The 16,233-nt window shown below is 36.7% G+C and carries 20 protein-coding genes and 1 tRNA gene; 13 read left to right on the top strand and 8 right to left on the bottom strand.

The annotated features are described in order from the left end of the window. Nucleotides 1-126: 126 nt before the first annotated feature. The 9 genes from SOM16_RS04000 (at nt 127) to SOM16_RS03960 (ending at nt 6,070) form a co-directional block, all read left to right on the top strand. A complete protein-coding gene (locus tag SOM16_RS04000; RefSeq protein ID WP_320462705.1) occupies nt 127-582 on the top strand; it encodes a hypothetical protein in 456 nt (151 codons plus the stop codon). Between the two features lie 180 nt (nt 583-762). Further along, nucleotides 763-945 carry a hypothetical protein gene (locus SOM16_RS03995; protein ID WP_320462704.1) on the top strand — a complete coding sequence of 61 codons (183 nt, stop codon included), beginning with the start codon at nt 763-765 and terminating at the stop codon, nt 943-945. A 351-nt stretch (nt 946-1,296) separates the two neighbouring features. Beyond that, the gene (locus SOM16_RS03990) at nt 1,297-1,665 is read left to right on the top strand and encodes a ribonuclease E inhibitor RraB (RefSeq protein WP_320462703.1); all 369 of its coding nucleotides are present in this window, start codon (nt 1,297-1,299) and stop codon (nt 1,663-1,665) included. 596 nt (nt 1,666-2,261) lie between these two features. Beyond that, entirely contained in the window at nt 2,262-3,113 is an 852-nt protein-coding gene (locus SOM16_RS03985; protein ID WP_320462702.1) for a nucleotide-binding protein, read from the top strand. A 1-nt stretch (nt 3,114) separates the two neighbouring features. Continuing rightward, on the top strand, nt 3,115-3,849 hold the full coding sequence (locus SOM16_RS03980) for an abortive infection system antitoxin AbiGi family protein (RefSeq protein WP_320462701.1): 735 nt from the start codon (nt 3,115-3,117) through the stop codon (nt 3,847-3,849). A gap of 19 nt (nt 3,850-3,868) precedes the next feature. After that, on the top strand, nt 3,869-4,144 hold the full coding sequence (locus tag SOM16_RS03975) for a hypothetical protein (protein ID WP_320462700.1): 276 nt from the start codon (nt 3,869-3,871) through the stop codon (nt 4,142-4,144). 36 nt (nt 4,145-4,180) lie between these two features. After that, on the top strand, nt 4,181-4,639 hold the full coding sequence (locus SOM16_RS03970) for a hypothetical protein (protein ID WP_320462699.1): 459 nt from the start codon (nt 4,181-4,183) through the stop codon (nt 4,637-4,639). Between the two features lie 180 nt (nt 4,640-4,819). Continuing rightward, the gene (locus tag SOM16_RS03965) at nt 4,820-5,431 is read left to right on the top strand and encodes an AbiV family abortive infection protein (protein ID WP_320463214.1); all 612 of its coding nucleotides are present in this window, start codon (nt 4,820-4,822) and stop codon (nt 5,429-5,431) included. A gap of 177 nt (nt 5,432-5,608) precedes the next feature. Further along, on the top strand, nt 5,609-6,070 hold the full coding sequence (locus SOM16_RS03960; RefSeq protein WP_320462698.1) for a JAB domain-containing protein: 462 nt from the start codon (nt 5,609-5,611) through the stop codon (nt 6,068-6,070). A 135-nt stretch (nt 6,071-6,205) separates the two neighbouring features. On the opposite strand, the gene SOM16_RS03955 is transcribed toward SOM16_RS03960, so the two are convergent. From SOM16_RS03955 to SOM16_RS03925, 7 genes are all read right to left on the bottom strand, one after another. Next, a tRNA-Arg gene (locus SOM16_RS03955) sits at nt 6,206-6,279 on the bottom strand. Between the two features lie 109 nt (nt 6,280-6,388). Continuing rightward, nucleotides 6,389-6,826 carry a Fur family transcriptional regulator gene (locus SOM16_RS03950; protein WP_320462697.1) on the bottom strand — a complete coding sequence of 146 codons (438 nt, stop codon included), beginning with the start codon at nt 6,824-6,826 and terminating at the stop codon, nt 6,389-6,391. A gap of 9 nt (nt 6,827-6,835) precedes the next feature. Then, the gene (locus SOM16_RS03945; protein ID WP_320462696.1) at nt 6,836-7,285 is read right to left on the bottom strand and encodes a hypothetical protein; all 450 of its coding nucleotides are present in this window, start codon (nt 7,283-7,285) and stop codon (nt 6,836-6,838) included. Next, complete coding sequence (locus tag SOM16_RS03940) at nt 7,282-7,719, bottom strand: hypothetical protein (protein ID WP_320462695.1); 438 nt, start codon at nt 7,717-7,719, stop codon at nt 7,282-7,284. The genes SOM16_RS03945 and SOM16_RS03940 overlap by 4 nt, the downstream gene beginning before the upstream one ends. Continuing rightward, a complete protein-coding gene (locus SOM16_RS03935; RefSeq protein ID WP_320462694.1) occupies nt 7,719-8,930 on the bottom strand; it encodes an ABC transporter permease in 1,212 nt (403 codons plus the stop codon). The genes SOM16_RS03940 and SOM16_RS03935 overlap by 1 nt, the downstream gene beginning before the upstream one ends. Next, entirely contained in the window at nt 8,930-9,556 is a 627-nt protein-coding gene (locus SOM16_RS03930; RefSeq protein WP_320462693.1) for an ABC transporter ATP-binding protein, read from the bottom strand. Before SOM16_RS03930 ends, SOM16_RS03935 begins: the two co-directional genes overlap by 1 nt. A 226-nt stretch (nt 9,557-9,782) precedes the next feature. Further along, entirely contained in the window at nt 9,783-10,163 is a 381-nt protein-coding gene (locus SOM16_RS03925) for a MerC domain-containing protein (RefSeq protein ID WP_320462692.1), read from the bottom strand. A gap of 85 nt (nt 10,164-10,248) precedes the next feature. Here SOM16_RS03925 and SOM16_RS03920 point away from each other — a divergent pair, with 85 nt between their 5' ends. From SOM16_RS03920 to SOM16_RS03905, 4 genes are all read left to right on the top strand, one after another. Further along, the gene (locus tag SOM16_RS03920) at nt 10,249-11,451 is read left to right on the top strand and encodes a GTP-binding protein (protein ID WP_320462691.1); all 1,203 of its coding nucleotides are present in this window, start codon (nt 10,249-10,251) and stop codon (nt 11,449-11,451) included. Between the two features lie 87 nt (nt 11,452-11,538). After that, nucleotides 11,539-13,992, top strand: a complete 2,454-nt coding sequence (locus SOM16_RS03915) for a TonB-dependent receptor (protein ID WP_320462690.1) — start codon at nt 11,539-11,541, stop codon at nt 13,990-13,992. A 65-nt stretch (nt 13,993-14,057) separates the two neighbouring features. After that, nucleotides 14,058-14,498, top strand: coding sequence for a PaaI family thioesterase (locus SOM16_RS03910; protein WP_320462689.1), 441 nt, complete (start codon nt 14,058-14,060; stop codon nt 14,496-14,498). A gap of 162 nt (nt 14,499-14,660) precedes the next feature. Beyond that, nucleotides 14,661-14,840, top strand: coding sequence for a hypothetical protein (locus SOM16_RS03905; protein WP_320462688.1), 180 nt, complete (start codon nt 14,661-14,663; stop codon nt 14,838-14,840). Between the two features lie 75 nt (nt 14,841-14,915). Here SOM16_RS03905 and SOM16_RS03900 read toward each other — a convergent pair whose 3' ends face one another. After that, nucleotides 14,916-16,187 (bottom strand): nucleoside recognition domain-containing protein, encoded by a 1,272-nt coding sequence (locus SOM16_RS03900; RefSeq protein ID WP_320462687.1) that lies wholly within the window; start codon nt 16,185-16,187, stop codon nt 14,916-14,918. Between the last annotated feature and the right edge of the window lie 46 nt (nt 16,188-16,233).

The following is a 16,233-nucleotide window of genomic DNA, read 5'->3' as shown; positions in this document are numbered from 1 at the left end:
AGTATTTAAAACCTAAAACACAGTTATACATCAAGTTTGCCAGTATTAAATTTATTTTGAATTGTTTATTGTCTTGTGTAGCGTATCAATTAGCAGATTCGTTTATTCATTTAAATTACAATAGATATGAAAAATAAAATACTTTTAATCAGCGGGTTATTTATGTTACTTTCCATCGTTTTAATTTCTTGTAAAAAAGAAAAAACACCATTAGGATCACCTGATGTGCTAACTGGTGGATGGGAAGAAGTTCCTCAAAGCGCATACAGTAGAAGATTATCATTCAGTTTAGGGGGCAAGTTCTCCATGCAAATGAGGGATCAAAGTAATCAATACTGGATTAGTGAAGTTATAGGGAAATATTCCATATCAGGAGATCAGTTAATGGTTAATATCAGCAGTAGTCTCGAGAAATCATCTACCGGGAAAATCATTAGAAATACGCCAACAAATTATGTTTTATTTGAAAACGCAAAGTTTAATATTGATAATCGTGTGTTGACTGTAAATTACACGACTTATCCTGCAGACGCTCCGGTACCAACCGTAGCAAAGTTTAATCAATTAATACCTATAGATTAACACGTTAGTTGATTCGTTTTATATCGCGTACAACTCCTTAGTATCCGTTATTTATTAACGTTAAAAGTATGCCATTATATTTTTTAAAATCACATTAATAACTTCATTAATTCTTCATTTGATATTTCGAGATTTATTAAACAAATCACAAGGTTTATTAACCATTAAATAAATATTAACATGAAAGCAATTAAAGTATTAATGATCGCCCTGGTAGCAACTTTTGCAGTAAACGCAGTAAGTGCACAAACTAAAGAACCTGTTAAAGCAAAAACAGAAAAAACAGCTGAAAAAGCAACAGTAAAAAAAGCACCTAAAAAACATCACCACAAAGCTAAAAAAGCTGCTGCAGCAAAAATGTAATTTCAAACACAAATGAATTAAGTAGTGAAGAACCGCAAGGAAATTATTCCATGCGGTTTTTTGTTTTGGTAAAGTTCAGGTTTTAGCCAGGCGTACTTTGAAGGGGAATATTTAAAAAGTGGTTGGTGAGAACACCAACCAGTAGCGTAATACCAGTAAATATACCCAAGAAATCATCAGTGCTTGTGGCGAGACTTGTTATTTATTTAATCGGTTTAAGTCATAGCATTTGAATTCCCTCTCTCTCATTTAATGGTTTATAGCGGGAAAGGGAGGGTTTAATTTTTATGGAATGTTGTAGATACGAGGTTGAGATCAAATAGATTTGATAGTTTTTATTACTTTCGTAAGATGGCTAATAATTCAAATACTTTCTTTACAACAGATATATATAATTCCGAAATTCATTTGGAAATAAATGAAGATATATTGGATAGCATATATGCTAATGGGGTAAAAACTTATGATAAATTACCGATAGAATTTGTGTTCGTCACAGGCAATGAGGATAAAGCGATTCAATTCAAAAACAATCTCTTGATACAATTTCCTACCTATAGTAAAATTTCCGTAGAAAAAGCTGATGATTTGTGGGATATCCATGGCATTACAGATAACTTGGAAATGTCATTGAATGAAATCAATAATTGGAATCAAATCATGTGGGATTTCGGCTATCAAAATGATTGTCAACTAGATGGGTGGCAAGTTGGAAATTAACAAATATGGAATCACATTTCTACACTAAGCCTTTCACTCTCTTGCTGCTTAATAAGTGGAAAGGTTCTGTCTAGTAATTCATTATGTGCTATGGTTTCTGTACTGTATTTTATTAAGAGCAGTGCTTTACTTTTCTCTTAGTAGTTCTTAGCAAAAGATAGTGGGTTAAGGTAGAAAGATAGGTACTTTCGCCATGTCTAATGCCGCTCAAAACACACGCCATCACATGCGTTCTGTTATGGTTTTAGGTTTGGCAAAGTGGATGGCTTCGTGAGCCTTCTCTCTATCTTTATCTAGGATTTGCTTCGCTTTATCCTGGATAAATCTAGTCAGGCTCCACTCTTAGGCGAACCTGAGTGGTTTCTTTGGCATAAGCTTGTCACCATTGTTGCGAATCTTCGCTCAGGCCAAAGTAAGCAACAATACCGCCAAGCCTCGTGTTTTATTACATAAAACATATCGTTACATCGTTCTGCGAACTTCTTTGTAACGACCGTCGAAACATTCGCATGTCGGTTCGCAAACCATTTCATACATAAGACTTGTTAATGTAAGAAGCTAATCATATTTTTGGAATTAACGCAAACACTCAATAAATGGCGAAAAGATCTACACAATCCGAGCAAGTTCCAACAGAACTTCTTAAAGACAAAGCAGTATTTAAGAAAGAAATACAAGAGAGAATTACTAAGGGAGAAGAAATTCTTAACATGGTAGTAAATAATAGTGATGACTTCAAGAAAATGAAGAATGAGTATTCTAGTTGGACTGATTACAATAATGAGTTTTTAAAACACGCATTTAATAATTCATCTAACGAATATAGAAAGGCTTATGATTATGCTGGATTTGGCCCATTTGGTTCATTAAGCAATGGCCAAGATGCAATAACAGAACAACGTGATACCATTGAATATAAAATAGACAACTTAAGAAAGTTAGTTGCAAAAGTAGATTTGCTTAAGTCACAATATCAAACACCTCAAGTCACAAATGTGGCTGATATAAAAGTAAATGCTTCTGAAGTATTTATAGTTCATGGTCATGATGATTTAGCTAAGTTAGAGACAGCTCGTTTTATCGAACGACTAGGATTTAAACCAATCATATTGCATGAGCAAGCAAGCTCGGGTAAGACTATTATTGAAAAGATAGAGCACTATTCAAATGTCGGATTTGGCATCGTACTCTACACACCTTGCGATTTAGGTGGCAAAAAAATTGATTCCCTTAAATCAAGGGCTCGTCAAAACGTAGTATTTGAACATGGATATTTAATTGGTAAGATTGGGAGGGATAATGTTTGCGCTCTTGTAAAAGGAGATATTGAAACCCCAAATGATATATCTGGCGTTGTTTATATTAATATGGATAATTCAGATTGGCAATTTAATATTGCGAAAGAGCTTCGCAACTCAGGCTATAAGGTTGATATGAATAAACTTTAATATGGGATTAAGTTCAAATTCAATAATGCACTTTACCAATAGTGCAGATAGTTTAAAAGGAATACTAAAAGAGGGTTTCCGAGTTAAGTACTGTTTGGAGAATGTTGAAACTCCTAACGGAGCTCTTCACTATTCAATTCCGATGGTTAGCTTTTGTGACATACCACTTTCAGAGATGAAAGCTCATATCTTAAAATACGGAGGATATGGTATTGGTTTGAAACGAGAATGGGCGCAGTTAAATGGGCTAAATCCTGTTTTATATATCGATAGTAAATCCACATTGGGTGCTGGATTTCATACATCATTTTACTCAATGTTCAAAGATAAGAAGATTTCAGAGTTAACTGAGATAGATGATAACTTCGTTGATGTGATTCGATATATGAAGAATTATGAGGGAAAATTGATAAGAGGAAGTGTTGAAAATTTAGCTTATAGATTTGCTGATGAAAAAGAGTGGCGTTATGTTCCAGGTCGTAAATTAGCACCACAAATACTTATCAGAGGAACTGTTCTTACACCTGAAAGAAAGCTGAAACTTAATAATAATATAAGTGGTTTAAGATTGCCATTTGAACCAAAAGATATCAAGTATATTATAATCAATGATGATAGTGAGATTGGCGAAATCATTGATTGTTTAAGAAGCGCTTTCTCTAACAGTTCCTTAATGGATATAGAACGGCTCTTCTCGAGAATTACAACAACGGAACAAATAATAACAGATTTTTAAATAATTAATTAGCCCTAATATGCATCAAGTTACAGGTGAATATCCAGATTACACAAAACATAATAACAGAAGTTTATTCTATTTAGATGCAGATAAGTCATTTAATCCCTTTACTTGGGCGCCTCCAATACATTGGGAGGGATTGGTAGGAGCTATCAGAGTACAATTTACTCAGATTAGTAACTCAGGCTCTAATGAAATAGATTATGATTGGACTGGGTTTCCAGAAAACTTAAAAAATGCTATCCCTTATATCGTAGAAGCAATCGATAGCGCCATGAGAACCATGGATTAGTAAACTTTGGAAATTCATTATCATCTCATTAATGCAATGAACACGACAGATAGCGGCCAAAAGCTTTATCATTACACCAGTATTAATAATCTGGCCTTAATCTTAAAATCGATGTCAATTAGATTTGGACGACTTGATAAAGTAAATGATCCGACAGAGGGCACAGCAAGTGACTCCTATTCAATGGCGCAGTATTTTTTTCTTTCTAGCTGGTCCTCAAATGAGATAGAAGACTTAGCCCTATGGAATATGTATACTCCGTTGATGAGAGGAGTAAGGATTGAGCTTGAGTTGCCGATTTTTCCTACCTACTCTATCAGGCATGATATCAACAACTCACTTGTCGATTCTAAAGAGTTCATTAATTACGCTGGTGGTTATTTCATTTTGAGCGCAGAAAACACACCTTTAGAGATTAAATATACTGATGATGAAATCATGCTAACTCCTCCAGTTAAACAATCAAAAGGTCTATATCTCAGGGCACTATCTTAATACAAGAATCTATATTCCTATAACTGTTGCTCAACTAGATTCGGTTCTATATCAAATACTTTAATTTGTCCATCATGTGGTGGATCTAATTTGAAGAACTAAGTCATGATATTTGATACACCCTTACTGCTGAAAGATTAATGCAATAGCATTCCAACGACTCAGTAGGCTGCTGATGGAATTCGACTTACTACCATTAATGCCAAAGAACTTCTAGATGATGCTAAGTTGTTGTTTGATAATGAACGATATCCTAGGGCCATTGCTCTAGCTATTTTAGCCATTGAAGAAGTAGGAAAGATTAAGAACCTATTACTGTCTGCGCAGAAAGTTCAATCTCTATGGAAAGAGTTAAGAAGTCACAAATCAAAGAACTTTCATTGGGTATTTCCAATGCTTAAAAAGCTTGGAGTAAATGACAAGGAGATACTGAAGGGTTTTACTGCAAGTAGTAGCGATAGCGTTATCTTCCTAGATCAATTAAAACAAATTTGCTTCTACGTAGAGGCGGTAAGTGAAGTTAAAAAGTGCCAATGGTGGTTGCCATCTGCAATAACAAATAAGGAGCTAGCAGAAGTGTATCTTAGCACTGCGCGCGAAGTTGTTTTGGACGATAGAATCATATGGAATACAGGCTCACTAGAAGTTTTTAAGAGGTACGCTTGCTATGAAGATGGGGAAATCAAGTATAATGATATCATCAGTTTCTATGAAGAGTTGTGTAGTTCCGACTACATCACACGAGATAGGTTGGCAAAGATTAAGTTGAACTACAGTAATATGAAGGAATAAATACGAATAAGAAAGTATCTATACAATAACACACAAATTTAAGCTTGTCCACCCAATACGGATTAAGGAACTACGGCATAAACGCTCATGTGGCATTCGCACGGTCCATTTATTCCGTTCCTACTTTACTTAATTGGTTTGAAATCTTGCTCAGTATCATAATTAAATAAAATCATTATGGTACAAGAACAAACCCCATTTAAACTAGCTGAAGTAGAAGTAAGCTACAAATCAAATTACAACATCACTGAACGACCAAAAATTAACAGTTCTCAGGATGCTTATAGAATCCTAATACTACATTGGCAGTTAGGGAGAATTGAGTTGTTAGAAGAATTCAAAGTAATTCTACTCAATACCAGTAATCGATTGTTAGGAATTGTTGATATCTCAGTTGGTGGAGTGCAGGGAACGTTAGCAGATCCGAAGATCATATTTTCGGTTGCTTTAAAGACAAACAGCAGTAAATTAATATTGGTGCATAATCATCCGAGTGGTAATTTAAATCCTAGTGATGCTGATAAAAGGTTAACAAAGAAGCTAATCGATGGTGGTAAGTTATTGGATATTGAAGTCTGTGATCATTTGATTATACATGAGAATGGTTATTTTAGTATGGCTGATGAGGTAATGATTTAAACAATAACTACATTTAGACAATTAATAAGATTATGCAACTGCGCCAATCCTGCTAGATAATACTCAAATTCACTATAGAACAAGTCAGACTGAAATAAAAAACCCTCTTTAAACTTAATTAAAGAGGGTTTTTTGTACCCCGGAAGGGACTCGAACCCCTGACCCTCGGTTTAGAAAACCGACGCTCTATCCAGCTGAGCTACCGAGGCTCATTTTTTAACGAGTTGCAAATATAGAAGTTCTATCCATAAAGCAAAAATATATTTTAAAGAATTTTCAATCATTTTTTAAATGGTTGAATAACCATTTAAGCACTAATTAATTAGCATTGTTACATTCCTTGCAAATTCCCGAAACAACGAGGTTCATATCATCAATTTTGAATCCTTTTTCAATTTTCAATGCCGGAATCTTCACCTCATCAAGGCAATAAACGCGTAAACAGTTATTACAATTAAAGTGTACATGTTCATCATGATGGTTGTGTTCTGTACAGGAATTAGAGCAAATGGCATAATTAGCCGTGCCGTGGTTATCTAAAACGCGGTGAATGATACCTTTCTCTTCAAAAGTTTTTAAAATCCGGTAAAGTGTTACCCTGTCGATTTCCTTACCCACCACATTTTCCAGGTAGGGCTGTGAGGTGGCAGAATCCCGATGTGATAATATATCTAAAACCTGTAGACGAGCGCCGGTTCTTTTCAGGCCATTTTTAACCAAAAGATCTTCGTATTGCTGTGTTTTATTATGCTCCATAACGTAAAATTAACTAATTACTTTGGCATTCGTAATCGAAACCGGTGGTTGATAGCTGGCGTTTGTATTCGCCAGTTTTAAAATGCCTTTCACACGGATCGGTTTGTCTGTAAAATCAACGGGACTATTTAGTTCAACCATGATCATTATTGGAACACCATTCTGTCCGCAAAAGTAACATTGATTGATCGGTAAAGTTGCTAATAAAAATTTCTGCTGTTTCTTTGCACTTTTTATAGGGATCAGGTAGCCGGTTAAATCAAATTCGGCATCTTTAAACCGATTAATTGTTGAACTGTAAATTGGTAAAAGCTCGTTTTTCTCCGTGAGCTCAAATTTAACAGTTCCGATCACATCCCAGTTTAACGACTTCAATTCATCGCCTGGTCGATGTGGCTTTTGCTGTGCGAAGCCAATGTTCGTCAATAAAAACAATAAGATTGCGGTTAACTTTTTCATGGGACTTGTTTTGCACCTAATAAAAAGAATTCAGAACGATCATCTCCAGAGTCATTAATAACAAATTTGCCTTTAATTTTGATAGGCTTATCGGTAAATGGAATGGCAGATACCATTTTCACTTCAATCATTGAAGGGATATCTCCGGTGCCACAAAACGGACAAGATTCTATTGGCACAATCGACAATAAAAATTCTGAAAATTTCGCCCCAACTTTAGTAGGGTAGATGTAGCCGGGCAGTTCAATCACCTTATTATTTAAAGCCATAAGTTCAGGTGGAAAAATGCTGACCCACTTTAATGGCTTAACCTGTTTATCGTAACGCAGACCAACTAAGTTCCAGGTAGGAGTACGCATATCTTTATGAACTTTTACCTGGGCTCGTAAGTTCGAAAAGCTGAAAAATAGCGCTATCAATAATATGTATTTCATTATTTATCTTTTGAAAGTGTATTGGCAATATCAACCCGATAAGTTTGAATTGCAGGAATAATCGCAGCGATAACGCCAATCGCCAGTCCTGCTCCAATTAAATACAGTTCATCCATCACAAAATAAGCGCCGGTAAGTCTGGCTTGTGATGATTCCTGAAAATATCCGATCAGGCTCAGTGCTACATGGCCAATTACTAAACCAATAATAGCACCTGTTACGGTAATCAGGAGACCTTCTAACATCACCAGTAAAAATATTTTAGCTTTTGAAGCACCTAAACAGCGCATAATTGCTAAATCATATTTTTTCTCTTTCATCGAATTAAATAAACTAATAAAAACACTCAAAGCAGATATTGCCATAATTAAAATAGCGAACCATTTTAACGTCTCAATACCTACACCAATTAATGAAAACAACCTTGCGCTTTCCATTGCCGGAGATGCAGCCTGCATATTGGTACTTTGATTCACCATTCTTGGAAATATCACTACAGACATTGGCGATCGATATTGGATCAGCAACGACGTAATTTCCCGATTATTAATTTCCTTTTCTTCTTCCGCATGATGCGTTTTACGCTCCTCATGATTGGGCTCATGCATTTTGTAAACACTCCCGATGTTCGTTAAAATCAGGTTATCCGTTACGTTGCCCTGAGCGGCCAGAATTCCTGTAACCAAATAGGCATGTTGTTTATGTTCATCACTGGCATCACTTAATCCATGCGCGCCGAAAAATTTATCACCAACTTTTAATTTTGATTCCTGCGCAACGGCGCTTCCAATGGTAGCCTCCAGATCTTTGTTCCAGAATTTTCCCTGCGCCAGCTTCAATCCATATAAACCGGTAAATGAAGAATCGGTTCCTACAATCCTGTAGCCTTGATAGTTATCACCCAGTGCCAAAGGAACGGCTCTTTTAACCATCGGATTTTGCATCAGCTCCTCTGCATCTTTAGCAGGAATGTTCCCGGTTGGAAAATCGATATGATAAATACTGCTCAAAATAAGTTGCAGTGGACTCCCTTTAGCGCCAACCACAAGATCAATATCTTTTGAGTTGCTTTCTAATTTATTGCCAATTTGTGTGGAAGCCAGGAAAAGGATAGACAAAATACCTACACCAAACGCAACCAGGATAATATTTAAAAAGGTTGTGAGTTTATTTCTGGATAAATTTTTGGCACTTAATTTTAATATATTCATTACAGTAAATATTCTTTGCTTAGTCTGTTTCTTACCCGATTATCATGCGTGGCCACAATTAGAGATGCACCACTGGATGCTGCCTGAGTAGTTAATAAAGAAATTACTTTCTCTGCATTCTCATCATCCAGACTGGATGTCGGTTCATCAGCAATGAGTACCGATGGATGATTAACCAGTGCCCGTGCGATGGAAGCCCGTTGCAATTGCCCCTGACTTAATTCATCAGCATAACTTTTCGATTTGTTAGCCAGCCCTAAATCTTCCAAAAGCATTAAAATTCGTTTTCCATCAACTGGTAAGCCAGCAAACGAAGAAGCTATAGCAATGTTGTCGTACATATTTAAGCTTTTAATAAAGTGTGGCCGCTGGAAGATAATTCCAATCTTTTGCCCCCTGAACTGATCCATTTTCCTGGTGGAAAGACCATACAGGCTGGTGCCATCCAGCATGACATTTCCACTTTTCGGCTTAAGTAAACCTGCGATAATATTAAGCAAAGTGCTTTTTCCACTTCCAGATGATCCGAGCAAAAGCCATTGTTCCCGGTCTTTAATTTCCCAATCAGGAAACTGTAGCGCAGGTACGTTGTGGTATTGGTGAACTAAAGATTGAATTTTGATCATAACTTATGGGATGATATCAGGCTAATATTTTTGATGGCGTAACGGCGATAAATTTCCTTCCCATCATTCGTGCCGTGTTTACAGGCAGGATTTAACATACATATCGCGCCTAAGGCAGAGATAAATAACACTTTTATCTTTCTATTCATGGTTACAAATATATTCTTTTATTGATGCAATAATGATGCATTAACATGATAATATTGATCTACTTCTATAAGTTTTATTAATGAGTACAACTCCTGGCAAGTTTCAAATTTAAGAAATGGGCAAAAGCGATGGCGAAGCCGCCCGCCGGAATTAAAACAGGCTCTAAAATGCTTATCCCTGAAAAATGTCCAATCACTATACACGCAAAACCAAGTACTAAAATAATGATCGGAAAGACGCGGTGATGAACTTTCCTATAAGATTTCCCTAAAGACCAGGCGCCTAAAATCAGCGACAATAAGATCATCGAGATTTCTGTAGCCGGGTCTGCCAGAAAATCTAATCCCCACAATGGCAGCAGGGTTAGTACAAATGGAAGGAGGGCACAATGGATGGCACATGCGGTAGATGCGGTCATTCCAATTTTGTCAAGATTTAAAGCTTTAATCATTTTCATTATAAAATTTACTGTCACAAATATAAACGCAATTGTGTTGCATTTGAAAGGTCTTTCGATATATTTGCAACTTAATTGCATTGTTATGATAAAGAGATTACCTGTTACCGTATTAAGTGGCTTTCTGGGAAGTGGTAAAACCACCTTACTTAATTCCATTTTAAAAAACAAGCAAGGCTTAAGAGTTGCTGTGATTGTAAATGACATGAGCGAAATCAACGTAGATGCACAACTGGTTGATCATGCTGGAAGCTTATCTAAAACTGAAGAGAAGTTAGTGGAGATGAGTAATGGTTGTATTTGTTGTACACTAAGGGAAGATTTAATGGTGGAAGTAGAGAAACTTGCCAAAGAAAATAGATTTGATTACCTGTTAATTGAAAGTAGTGGTATTTCCGAACCCATCCCTGTAGCGCAAACCTTCTCTTTTGTAGATGAAGCTGCAAATATTGATTTAAGCCGTTTCAGCTATCTGGATACGATGGTAACTGTTGTAGATGCATTTAATTTTTATAAAGATTTTGGAACCGCAGACATACTACAAGACAGGAGTTGGGCAGATGACGATGCTGATAAGCGAACAATCGTAAACTTGCTAACTGATCAGATCGAATTTGCTGATGTAATTGTTATAAACAAACTGGATCTGGTAACGCCTCATGATGCGCATCTCATCGAAGCTTTAATTAAAAAACTGAATCCAACAGCTAAACTGCATAAAACAGTCTTCAGTGAGCTTAATCCAGCATTTATTTTAAATACGAGGCTATTTGACTTTGAAAAAGCTTCTTCCGGTGAGGCCTGGAAAAAAGAATTAGATGAAGTTCATGTTCCTGAAACGGAAGAGTATGGCATCAGTTCTACAGTATTTACGGCTAAAAAACCCTTCCATCCAGAGCGGTTTTGGACTTACTTAAACCATGAGTTTCCTACTAACGTGATCAGAACTAAGGGCATATTCTGGATTGCTGCCATGAGAAATGTGGTCATTAATTTCTCCCAGGCTGGTGGATCACTGAGAATAGAATACGCTGGTGCATGGTGGGCAGGTATGAGTGAAATGGAAAGATTAAGTCAGACCGAATTTGTAGAAAATAAGGCACTCATCTTAAGTGATTGGGACGAAACTTTCGGTGACCGTTTAAATGAGTTGGTTTTTATCGGACAAGAAATGGACGTAAAAACCTTAAAGGCTGATCTTGAAAAATGCCTGTTAACTGATAATGAAATAATGGCTTACAAAAATAACATGCTGTTTGCCAATCCATTTGAGCACGTATTGCATTAATATTAAACCTTTTCTAAAAATAAAATTTGTATAGCTTAAAATTAAATTTAGATTTGTCTAAATTTAATTTTAAGCTATACTTAATTTATGAAATTAATCCTGACTATTTTCTTTTCTATCCTTTCCCTCACCATTTTTGCGCAGCGCAAAACCATTAGTGGGAGAATTACAAGCGACCATAAACCGGTAGATAATGTAACCATAAAAATTATAGGGGATAACCAATCTACCATATCTAATCGCTCCGGAGATTACAAGCTTAATGTAGGAGGAACAGAAAATTTGGTAATTCAATTTTCTGGAATTGGTTACCAGACAGAAAAAATTAAAGTATCAACTACGGGAGACAGCACCACATACGATATTGATTTAAAGTCACAGGCTTCAGACTTAAATGATGTAGTCATTACTGGTGTAAACCGGGCAACAGCGTTAAGAAAAAGTCCGGTGCCGATTGCGGTACTCTCTAAAAAAACAATGGATCAGAATGTGAGCACCAACTTAATTGATGCCATTGTAAAAGGAATTCCCGGGGTAACTGCGGTAACTACCGGGCCAAATGTTTCCAAGCCGTTTATCCGGGGCTTAGGCTATAACCGGGTGCTCACCTTATACGATGGTTTAAGGCAGGAGGGGCAGCAGTGGGGAGACGAACATGGTATTGAGGTAGACGAATATGGAATTTCAAGAGCAGAAGTAGTGAAAGGACCCGCGAGCTTAACTTACGGATCTGATGCTTTAGCTGGGGTGATCAATATGATTCCGCTCAATCCGATAATTCAGAATGGAAAGCTAAAGGGAGATTTCACAACCAATTATCAAACCAATAATGGACTAATTGCTACCTCTTTAGGTTTAGCTTATGGTAAAAATGATTGGAAATATACCCTCAGGGCAACTGGGAAAGCCGCTCATAATTATGAAAACAAAGTGGATGGTTTGGTATATGGCACGGCTTTTCGCGAATATAATTTATCAGCAAGTGCCCGTGTAGATAAAAATTGGGGTTTCTCTAAAACAGCCATTACTTATTATGATAACCTCATGGAGATTCCTGATGGGAGCAGAGATTCGCTCAGCAGAAAGTTCACCAGGCAAATTCTGGATGATGGCGACGACATCAGGAATCGACCTGTTGTTCCTGCCGGAGAATTAAATACGTATTCAATTAATCCTTTACATCAGCACATTCAGCATTTCCGGTTTTATAATACGAGTCAGTTTAAGTTTGGTAACAGTGATTTAAATGTATTAATTGGTGGCCAGCAAAGTATTAGGCGGGAATATAATCATCCTACTGCTCCAGATCAGGCTGGCTTGTATGTAGTGCTGAATACCTTAAATTATGATGTAAAATACAACCTGCCGGATTTTGGAGGAATCGAAAGTACTTTGGGTATCAATGGGATGTTGCAGGGAAACAGGAGCAAGGACGCTACCGATTTTCCAATCCCGGATTATGATTTATTTGATATTGGTGCGTTTTACTTCGCTCGTAAATCATTCGGTAAAATTGATATTTCTGGTGGTGTGCGTATGGATAGAAGGAACATGGCCTGGAATAATTTCTATGTAAGTACTGATGCACAAACCGGTTTCGGTAAAAAAGCTATGGCAAATGATCCTGGCGGAGATTTGCAGTTCCCATCATTCAATAAAAATTATTATGGCTTATCCGGAAGTTTAGGGTTAACCTATAATCTATCAGAGAAACTATTAATTAAAGCCAATATTGCAAGAGGCTACCGTGCTCCAAATATCACAGAAATAGGGTCGAACGGCCTAGACCCGGGTGCCCATATCGTTTACCTGGGTAACAGAACTTTCAATCCAGAATTTAATCTTCAGCAGGATCTCGGTATCATTGCCTATTTAAGAGATGCAGATCTAAGTTTTGAAGTGTTTAATAATGATATTCAAAACTACATTTATCAGTCGCGCTTAACTGATGAAAGTGGTAATCCGGTGGTAATTGTTCCTGGCAACCTGACTTACCAATACCAACAAGCTAAAGCGAGGCTTTATGGTGCAGAATTGAGTGTGAATTTGCACCCATCTCAAATGAAATGGCTAAGTTTTAATAATAGTCTGGCTTATGTAGTGGGCTTAAATAGAAACGAAGCACTTATTGATCTCCACGGTAAAGCAGCCAAATATTTACCTTTTATTCCGCCATTGCAAATTCGCTCTGAATTAAAAGCAACAGCACAAAAAGCTGTTGGATTTCTAGATAAGCCTTACATAAAATTAGACGCAGCCATTTTCGCCAATCAAAATAAGTTTTATGCATTAGATGATACAGAGACTTTTACTAAAGGTTATACCTTAATTAATGTTGGATTAGGCTCATCTATTAAATCTAAAAAAGGCCAGGTATTCATGGATCTGTTTATCCAGGTTGATAATATTTTTAATATAGCGTATCAATCGCACCTCAACCGACTTAAGTATTTTGAATATTATGAAGCATCTCCTAACGGAAGATCAGGAATTTATAATATGGGAAGGAATATGAGTTTTAAAATGATCATACCGTTTTAAGGTAAACAAACAAGCATTTTAGCGCAAGATAAATTCAAATTGATCATTTTTTATATCTTTATTTAATGGAAGAATCGCTCAGTGAACAAAGGATGAATTTTTTTAAGGCACAAATTGGCAAAGATGTTATTGAATCGCCTTCAGGTTTTATGAATTGGTTGGCGCCGGTTATTATCAGCGTAGATAGCGGTGTGCTGGTATGTAAATATACCGTTCGTAAAGAAATGACTAATCCCTATAAAATGTTACACGGTGGGGTAACTGCAGGAATTATAGATGATTTAATTGGTGCCACGGTATACCTGCTGGGTTTGAATAATCAGTTTACCACTGTAAATAATTACATCGATTATTTTGCCCCGGCTGCCGAAGGCGATGAAATTATTGCTGAGACATCAATCATTAAAAAAGGGAGAACTATTTTAAACCTGCAATGTGAAATAACGCTGCCAGCAAAAGGACGTTTAATTGCACGAGGTTATTCGAATATGTTAAAGATAGGTTAAGTTATTCCCGAATGCTTTTCGATAAGTTATTAATTCCTTAAAACTGACGAAACATTCTGTATTATTTCATGTTCTATATTTACCAAAAATATATGAGCCATGTTAGAAAATTATTCATCCCTGCAATTTATTGTGAGAGGCAAGATTTTTAAAGGATTTTGCATGCGCATTCAAGACGATTTTCATGAAACTTATGCGGTAGTTTTAGATGGTTACCACTCATTTTGTGTCTGGTTAGACAATAAGAATGAAAAATGGTGTGCATCCAAAAATGCAGCTATTGATCCTGATGCTATTGACGAAATTATTCATAGAATTTCTGTGCCTCCACAGGTTTCGTAGAAACCATCCAAAGTAATGCTCATTAAGAAGAAATCCTTGCTCCATCCGATCAGGGATTTTTTAGTTTAAAGCGTTTTATCCAAAGAATAAGTAGCAAATTCCTATCGCTGTACATACGCCTACTAAATCTGCCAAAAGCATAGAACCGATGGCATATCTGGTGTTTTTAATCTGAACTGATCCAAAGTAAACAGCAACTACATAGAAAGTGGTATCTGAAGCACCTTGAAAAATACCAGATAGTCTGCTTGGAAAAGAATCTGCACCATAAGTTTCCATGGTACTTACCATCATTCCACGGGCAGCGCCGCCACTTAAAGGCCTGATCAATGCAGTAGGCAAACCTTCCACGAATCTGGTATCTGTTCCTAAATAAACAAATATGCTTTTGATTCCATTAATCACCACATCAAAAGTTCCGCTCGTGCGCAATAAGCTGATGGCAACCAACATGCCCACCAGATAAGGAATGATATTTATTGCGGTTTTAAATCCGTCTTTTGCACCATCAATAAAGGCATCAAACACATCTATTTTTTTATACAAGGCGCCCAATATGATAATTAAAAAGATAAATAAAATCAAACCATTACTTAACAGCCCCGAAAAGGATTGAATCCCAATGGCATCTAAAGACCTGATATAAAGCACCAGGCTGGCGATGATGGCAGAAAGACCAAGGATCCAGCCGATAACCACAGGTTGAAAAAGATTGATTTTCTGTTTAAAGGAAACGATCAGCATCGCGGCCATCGTTCCGACAAACGTAACTATTAGACAGGGAATAAAAACATCAGTAGGGTTAGAAGCATTTTGCGAAGCCCTGATTGCAATTACACTTACCGGAATTAAACTTAGACCAGCAGCATGCAAGCATAAAAACATGATTTGGGCATTGGAGGCAGTATCCTTTTGAGGATTAAGTTCTTGCAGACTCTCCATCGCTTTTAGGCCGAAAGGTGTTGCGGCATTATCAAGCCCCAGTAAATTGGCCGAAAAATTCATAATCATATGGCCCATAGAAGGATGGCCTTTTGGAATATCCGGAAATAATTTTGAAAAGAATGGCCCCACGATTCTGGATAATAACCTGATTCCCCCGGCTTTCTCAGCAATGCTCATTAAACCCATAAAGAGCGCTAAAATTCCAATTAGCTTAAGGCAAAGTTCAACAGAAACCCAGCAGGTTTGAATAATTCCATCTAATTTTAATGGATTAGCAGCATCATCAGCCTTACCAATAACCATCCAATTGAAGATATCAGTTTGTCCGAAGAAGAAACATTTTATACTAGCCACTACAATGGCAACGATGATAAATGCAGACCAGATTCTACTTAATGCCATTAGGTTCGTTCAGTTTTATTTTAAAGGATGAAAATACCTTTTTTAA

This window comes from Pedobacter sp. CFBP9032 (assembly GCF_034045265.1).
Taxonomy (GTDB): Bacteria; Bacteroidota; Bacteroidia; order Sphingobacteriales; family Sphingobacteriaceae; genus Pedobacter.
Note: the sequence above shows the minus strand (reverse complement) of the source record. Positions and strands in the feature narration are given on the sequence as shown.